Annotated in this window: 9 protein-coding genes and 1 pseudogene; all 10 read left to right on the top strand. The window is 52.8% G+C overall.

Annotated elements, in window-relative coordinates; all coding sequences use genetic code 11:
• Positions 1 to 207, top strand: a pseudogene (locus QRY16_RS18750) (hypothetical protein); the annotation flags it as partial.
• 30 nt (positions 208 to 237) lie between these two features.
• On the top strand, positions 238 to 747 hold the full coding sequence (locus tag QRY16_RS18745) for a phage regulatory CII family protein (RefSeq protein WP_015386351.1): 510 nt from the start codon (positions 238 to 240) through the stop codon (positions 745 to 747).
• Between the two features lie 7 nt (positions 748 to 754).
• The gene (locus QRY16_RS18740) at positions 755 to 955 is read left to right on the top strand and encodes a phage filamentation protein Fil family protein (RefSeq protein ID WP_001744225.1); all 201 of its coding nucleotides are present in this window, start codon (positions 755 to 757) and stop codon (positions 953 to 955) included.
• Positions 919 to 1,260: a DUF5347 domain-containing protein gene (locus QRY16_RS18735; RefSeq protein WP_001744224.1), complete on the top strand. Its 342-nt coding sequence runs from the start codon at positions 919 to 921 to the stop codon at positions 1,258 to 1,260. The genes QRY16_RS18740 and QRY16_RS18735 overlap by 37 nt, the downstream gene beginning before the upstream one ends.
• Before the next feature lie 67 nt (positions 1,261 to 1,327).
• Entirely contained in the window at positions 1,328 to 1,561 is a 234-nt protein-coding gene (locus QRY16_RS18730) for a DUF2732 family protein (protein ID WP_001744223.1), read from the top strand.
• Positions 1,561 to 1,788, top strand: a complete 228-nt coding sequence (locus QRY16_RS18725; RefSeq protein ID WP_058657815.1) for a TraR/DksA family transcriptional regulator — start codon at positions 1,561 to 1,563, stop codon at positions 1,786 to 1,788. The genes QRY16_RS18730 and QRY16_RS18725 overlap by 1 nt, the downstream gene beginning before the upstream one ends.
• Positions 1,785 to 2,645, top strand: coding sequence for a DNA adenine methylase (locus QRY16_RS18720; RefSeq protein WP_289777662.1), 861 nt, complete (start codon positions 1,785 to 1,787; stop codon positions 2,643 to 2,645). Before QRY16_RS18725 ends, QRY16_RS18720 begins: the two co-directional genes overlap by 4 nt.
• On the top strand, positions 2,636 to 5,044 hold the full coding sequence (locus QRY16_RS18715) for a replication endonuclease (protein ID WP_289777659.1): 2,409 nt from the start codon (positions 2,636 to 2,638) through the stop codon (positions 5,042 to 5,044). Before QRY16_RS18720 ends, QRY16_RS18715 begins: the two co-directional genes overlap by 10 nt.
• Before the next feature lie 161 nt (positions 5,045 to 5,205).
• A complete protein-coding gene (locus tag QRY16_RS18710; protein ID WP_032610566.1) occupies positions 5,206 to 5,394 on the top strand; it encodes a hypothetical protein in 189 nt (62 codons plus the stop codon).
• Positions 5,395 to 5,406: 12 nt separating this feature from the next.
• On the top strand, positions 5,407 to 5,640 hold the full coding sequence (locus QRY16_RS18705; RefSeq protein ID WP_001217561.1) for a DinI family protein: 234 nt from the start codon (positions 5,407 to 5,409) through the stop codon (positions 5,638 to 5,640).
• Positions 5,641 to 6,019: the final 379 nt, after the last annotated feature.

The following is a 6,019-nucleotide window of genomic DNA, read 5'->3' as shown; positions in this document are numbered from 1 at the left end:
TTTGCTGAGCTGGAAGGTGTCTCCGAGCGTACTGCTTATCGCTGGACAACTGGTGATAATCCTTGCGTGCCAATTGAACCGCGCACAATACGTAAAGGTTGTAAAAAAGCAGGTGGTCCCATCCGCATTTACTACGCACGTTGGAAAGAAGAGCAAATGCGTAAAGCTCTGGGTCATTCACGTTTTCAACTTGTTATTGGTTCGTAATTCACTTTATGGCAAAGGTAAGGGGGGATCATGTTTGATTATCGTGTTTCCAAACATCCGCATTTTGACGAAGCCTGCCGGGCTTTTGCGCTGCGTCACAACATGGCGAAGCTGGCAGAACGCGCGGGAATGAACGTCCAGACGCTGCGTAACAAGCTGAACCCGGAGCAACCGCATCAGCTCACGCCGTCGGAAATCTGGCTGCTTACCGATCTTACTGAGGACTCCACGCTGGTTGACGGTTTTCTGGCTCAGATTCACTGCCTGCCATGCGTACCGATGAACGAAGTAGCAAAAGAGAAGCTGCCGCATTACGTCATGAGCGCTACTGCTGAAATCGGACGTGTTGCTGCCGGTGCCGTATCGGGTGATGTGAAAACCACCGCAGGCCGCCGCGATGTTATCAGCAGCATTAACTCTGTTACTCGTCTGATGGCACTGGCTGCCGTTTCGATGCAGGCGCGTTTACAGGCTAACCCGGCGATGGCAAGCGCGGTGGATACCGTGACGGGCCTCGGCGCTTCGTTTGGTCTGATCTGAGGTGGTTATGCTGACTAAAGAACCCTCTTTTGCGTCACTTCTCATAAAGCAAAGCCCGGCAATGCACTACGGTCACGGCTGGATCATGGGGAAGGATGGCAAACGCTGGCACCCGTGCCGCTCTCAGGATGAATTGCTGGCTGACCTGTCCACAACCAAACAGGGGAAATCATGGCTATTGAAGGCGCTGCAGCGACTGTTCCATTAAGCCCCGGTAAAAGGCTGGACGCATTGAATCATATTGCGGAGTTGAGAGCTAAAGTGTTTGGCCTGAATATTGAGCCGGAGCTTGAAAGGTTTATTAAAGATATGCGCGATCCACGCGACGTAAATAATAAACAGAATGAGCGGGCACTGGCAGCCATTTTTTATATGGCAAAAATTCCGGCAGAACGTCACGGCGTCAATATTAGTGATCTGACTACTGACGAAAAGCGGGAACTGGTGAAAGCAATGAATCATTTTCGTGCAGTGGTGAGCTTATTTCCAAAGCGGCTAACCATGCCGAATTAATCCACAACAGAAATTAATGGCGTAAACCCGCCGGGCTTCTTATTGCCCAAATTCAGGAGAAACAACTATGCGAAATATTGAAACCCGTACAACTAAAACAGGACCAGATGATGCTGGTCTCAACCTGTTGCTGACTGAGGCACGCAAAGAAGAACGCCGGGGACGCGCAGATGTGATGGCTGCGCGTCTGGATTCTTTAGCTGCCCGTATCGTGTCACGTCAGCTTAACCACACGGAAGCGGCTGAGCTGCTGCGTCAGGAAGCTGTGAAGATTCAGAACGAAGCGCAGGAGATCCACTGATGGCTGATTCAATGGACCTCGTACAGCAGCGCGTTGAAGAAGAACGCCAGCGCCACATCCACACCGCCCGCAATAAAGCACCGGGCGTTTCCCGTGTTCTCTGCATTGATTGCGATGCGCCGATCCAGCCAGCTCGCCGCCGCGCCATTCCGGGCGTGCAGTGCTGCGTCACTTGTCAGGAAATCGCAGAGCTGAAAGGCAAACACTACAACGGGGGGGCTGTATGAGCACTATCCTGAAATGGGCGGGAAATAAAACCGCCATCATGCCGGAACTGATTAAGCACCTTCCTGCTGGCCCGCGACTGGTTGAACCTTTCGCGGGTTCATGCGCTGTAATGATGGCGACAGACTATCCTCATTATCTTGTCGGGGATATTAACCCAGACCTGATAAATCTTTTTAAGCATATTGCATTTGACTGCGAGGAATTTATTTCAAATGCAAAAGGATTCTTTTCAGGCACAAATAGCGCTGAGTCCTATTACAACATCCGTCAGGATTTTAATCATTCAGCTGAAACCACCGATTTCTGGAAAGCTGTATTTTTCCTTTATCTTAATCGACATGGTTATCGTGGTTTGTGCCGCTATAATTTGAGAGGTCATTTTAATGTTCCTTACGGTAATTATAAAAATCCGTATTTTCCTGAAAGAGAAATACGCGCTTTTGCAGAAAAGGCTCAACGCGCAACGTTTATTTGTGCCAGCTATGAAGAAACACTGGCGCTGCTGCAGGCTGGTGATGTTGTTTATTGTGATCCGCCATACGATGGCACATTTAGCGGTTATCACACTGCCGGTTTTACAGAGGACGATCAGTATCATCTGGCGTCTATTCTGGAACGCCGGTCATCAGAAGGTCATCCGGTTATCGTGTCCAACAGCGACACATCACTGACCCGTTCGCTTTATCGTAACTTCACCCGCCATCGTATCACTGCAAAGCGCAGCATGGGTGTGGCTGCGGGTGATGGTAAATCTGCAGCAGAAATCATTGCCACAAAATCAGCAGGCTGGTTTGGTGTCAATTTGGCGTCCGGTCCAGATATCTCGGTGGAAACTGAGGTGCGGGCGTGGCAGTGAGTAAATTCACATTACATAATGCACCAACCACCGGCGGCTCGAATGAGGCCGCCGTGGCCTTTTCATGGAATAACCCCAAAAAAGCGGTTAACCCCTATCTGGACCCGGCGGAAGTTGCGCCGGAGTCTGCGCTTTCAAACCTGATCGCTCTTTACGCTGCGGATAACGAGCAGGAGCAGTTGCGCCGTGAGGCGCTGAGCGATGAGGTCTGGGAACGCTATTTCTTCAATGAATCCCGTGATCCTGTCCAGCGTGAAATGGAGCAGGACCGGCTGATTAGTCGTGCCAAAATGGCGCGCGAGCAGCAGCGTTTTAATCCCGATCTGGTCATTCTGGCTGACGTTAACGCTATGCCGCACCACATCAGCAAGCCTTTGCTGGAACGGATTAAATATTTCCATAGCCTGGGCAGGGCAAAGGCTTATTCCCGCTACCTGCGCGAAACCATCAGGCCCTGTCTTGAGCGGCTGGAGCGCGTGCGTGACAGTCAGGTGTCTACGTCTTTCCGGTTCATGGCGAGCCATGACGGGCTGGAGGGGCTTCTGGTACTGCCTGAAATGAATCAGGATCAGGTTAAGCGCCTTTCCACACTGGTTGCTGCACATATGAGCATGTGTCTTGATGCGGCCTGCGGTGATCTGTTTGTCTGCGACGATGTTAAACCAGAAGAAATCCGACAGGCATGGGAAAGAGTTGCCGCAGAAGCCATGCGCCTTGAGGTCATCCCGCCTGCCTTTGAGCAGTTGCGCCGCAAAAAGGGCCGCCGCAAGCCGGTGCCTTATGAACTGATCCCACCGTCGCTGGCGCGTATGCTTTGCGCGGACTGGTGGTATCGCAAACTGTGGCAGATGCGCTGCGAGTGGCGGGAGGAGCAGCTGCGCGCCGTCTGCCTGGTCAACAAAAAAGCATCCCCGTATGTCAGCTATGAAGCCGTGATCCATAAACGCGAGCAGCGCCGCAAATCGCTGGAGTTCTTCCGCTCGCATGAGCTGGTCAACGAGGACGGCGACACGCTGGACATGGAAGACGTGGTGAACGCCAGCAACAGCAACCCGGCACACCGCCGTAATGAAATGATGGCCTGTGTTAAAGGGCTGGAGCTGATCGCGGAAATGCGCGGAGACTGCGCAGTGTTCTATACCATCACCTGCCCGTCACGCTTCCACGCAACCCTCAACAACGGCAGACCTAATCCGAAGTGGACCAGTGCCACTGTCCGGCAGAGCAGTGACTATCTGGTTGATACGTTCGCCGCTTTCCGCAAGGCAATGCACAAAGCCGGGCTGCGCTGGTACGGCGTCCGCGTTGCAGAGCCGCACCATGACGGCACCGTGCACTGGCATCTTCTGTGCTTCATGCGTAAAAAAGACCGCCGTTCCATCACCGCGCTGCTGCGTAAGTTTGCCATCCGTGAAGACCGCGAGGAGCTGGGCACCAATACAGGGCCGCGCTTTAAGTCCGAGCTTATCAACCCGCGTAAGGGCACGCCGACCAGCTATATCGCCAAATACATCAGCAAAAACATCGACGGGCGCGGGCTGGCGAAAGAAATCAGCAAAGAAACCGGGAGATCACTGCGTGACAGCGCCGAGCATGTCAGCGCCTGGGCGTCACTGCACCGTGTCCAGCAATTTCGTTTCTTTGGTATTCCGGGGCGTCAGGCATACCGCGAGCTGCGCTTGCTGGCTGGTCAGGCGGCGAGAGTGCAGGGCGAACGCAAAGCGGGCGCACCGGTACTGGATAACCCGCGTCTGGATGCGGTACTGGCGGCAGCTGATGCGGGCTGCTTTGCCACCTACATCATGAAGCAGGGCGGTGTGCTGGTTCCCCGCAAACATCACCTTGTCCGCACGGCTTATGAGCTTAACGACGAGCCGAGCACCTACGGCGATCACGGTATCCGTATCTATGGAATCTGGTCCCCGATTGCAGAGGGCAAGATTTGCACGCACGCGGTGAAGTGGAAAAAGGTTCGTAAGGCCGTTGACGTTCAGGAGGCGGCAGCCGACCAGGGCGCTTGCGCCCCTTGGACTCGTGGCAATAACTGTCCCCCTGTTGAAAATCTGAACAAATCAGGGGGTGATTTACCCGATATTAAAACCATGGATGAGAAGGAGCTGCAGGAATATCTCCACAACATGGGCCAGAAGGAACGGCGGGAGCTGACAGCCAGGTTAAGGCTGGTAAAACCGAAGCGGAAAAAAGCATATAAACAGAATATTTCGGATCAGCAGCGCCTGCAGCTTGAGGCAGAACTGAGTTCCAGAGGGTTCGATGGTAGCGAGTCAGAGATTGACCTGCTTCTGCGCGGCGGCAGTATTCCGTCAGGTGCCGGGCTGCGTATTTTTTACCGCAACCACCGTCTGCAGGAAGATGACAAATGGCGTCAGTGGTACTGATGCCGCAGCTTTAACAATTCTTGCTCTTATTGATCCGCATCAGAGCGATCTAATTGACAGATAAAAAACGGTTTACATTCGCAAATTCCTACTATACTGTAATTATAAACAGTGGATATATATACAGTTGTTGTATGTCCGAGGTAGTGATAGGAGGGAAAATGCAGGATTATCTTTTGGAGTCATTGAAGCTCCAGCGCATTGATTTTTTTATCAAGCTTGTAGCGGCTAGTGAGTGCAGCGACGAAGAAAAGCGACTGGCTATCCAGTGGGTGTCCGAACTGACCGATGAGCTGATGGAAAAAATCAGAAATCATGAGTACAGCCGAGCCATGGGCGTTTCAAGTTAGAGGGGAATCTGTATGCGCATTGAAATAATGATCGATAAAGAGCAGAAGATTAGCCAGGCTACACTGGACGCCCTTGAATCCGAGCTTTACCGTAATTTGCGCCCTCTGTATCCCAAAACAGCAATTCGTATCCGTAAGGGCAGCGCCAACGGCGTTGAGCTGAGCGGGTTAAAACTGGATGAAGACAAAAAGCGGGTGATGGAAATAATGCAGCAGGTCTGGGAGGACGACAGCTGGTTACATTAGGGAACGTTGCGGACGATAAAACTGGTTTTTACCGTCCGCAAGGTTGAACAACGAGCCACGCGAGGCGTTAGTGCTGTTGTGCATGACTATGCCGCATGAAATCGCATGATCGTTTGAGGATCGTTTTTGCTGAGGCCCGCCAGAACTGGCGGGCTTTTGCTTATGTCATGCAGGTGCATGAAAACCACTACACAAAGCGGGCAGGCGTGGCGGGGATACGAGCGCGCGCAACGGGGTGAAATGGTGAAAATCCGGCGCAATCTCCGGCACGCTGGCGGCTTCAATCGGTGAGGGTGAGGGAGTGGCAGCAAAAAAGAAGCGCCCCGCAGAATGCTACTGGGGCGCTGTGAGGGGCGGTCTTGTTGTCGTGGTGCGGTGG

Origin of the sequence: Mixta mediterraneensis (assembly GCF_030283135.1) — a bacterium.
Taxonomy (GTDB): domain Bacteria; phylum Pseudomonadota; class Gammaproteobacteria; order Enterobacterales; family Enterobacteriaceae; genus Pantoea; species Pantoea mediterraneensis.
Note: the sequence above shows the minus strand (reverse complement) of the source record. Positions and strands in the feature narration are given on the sequence as shown.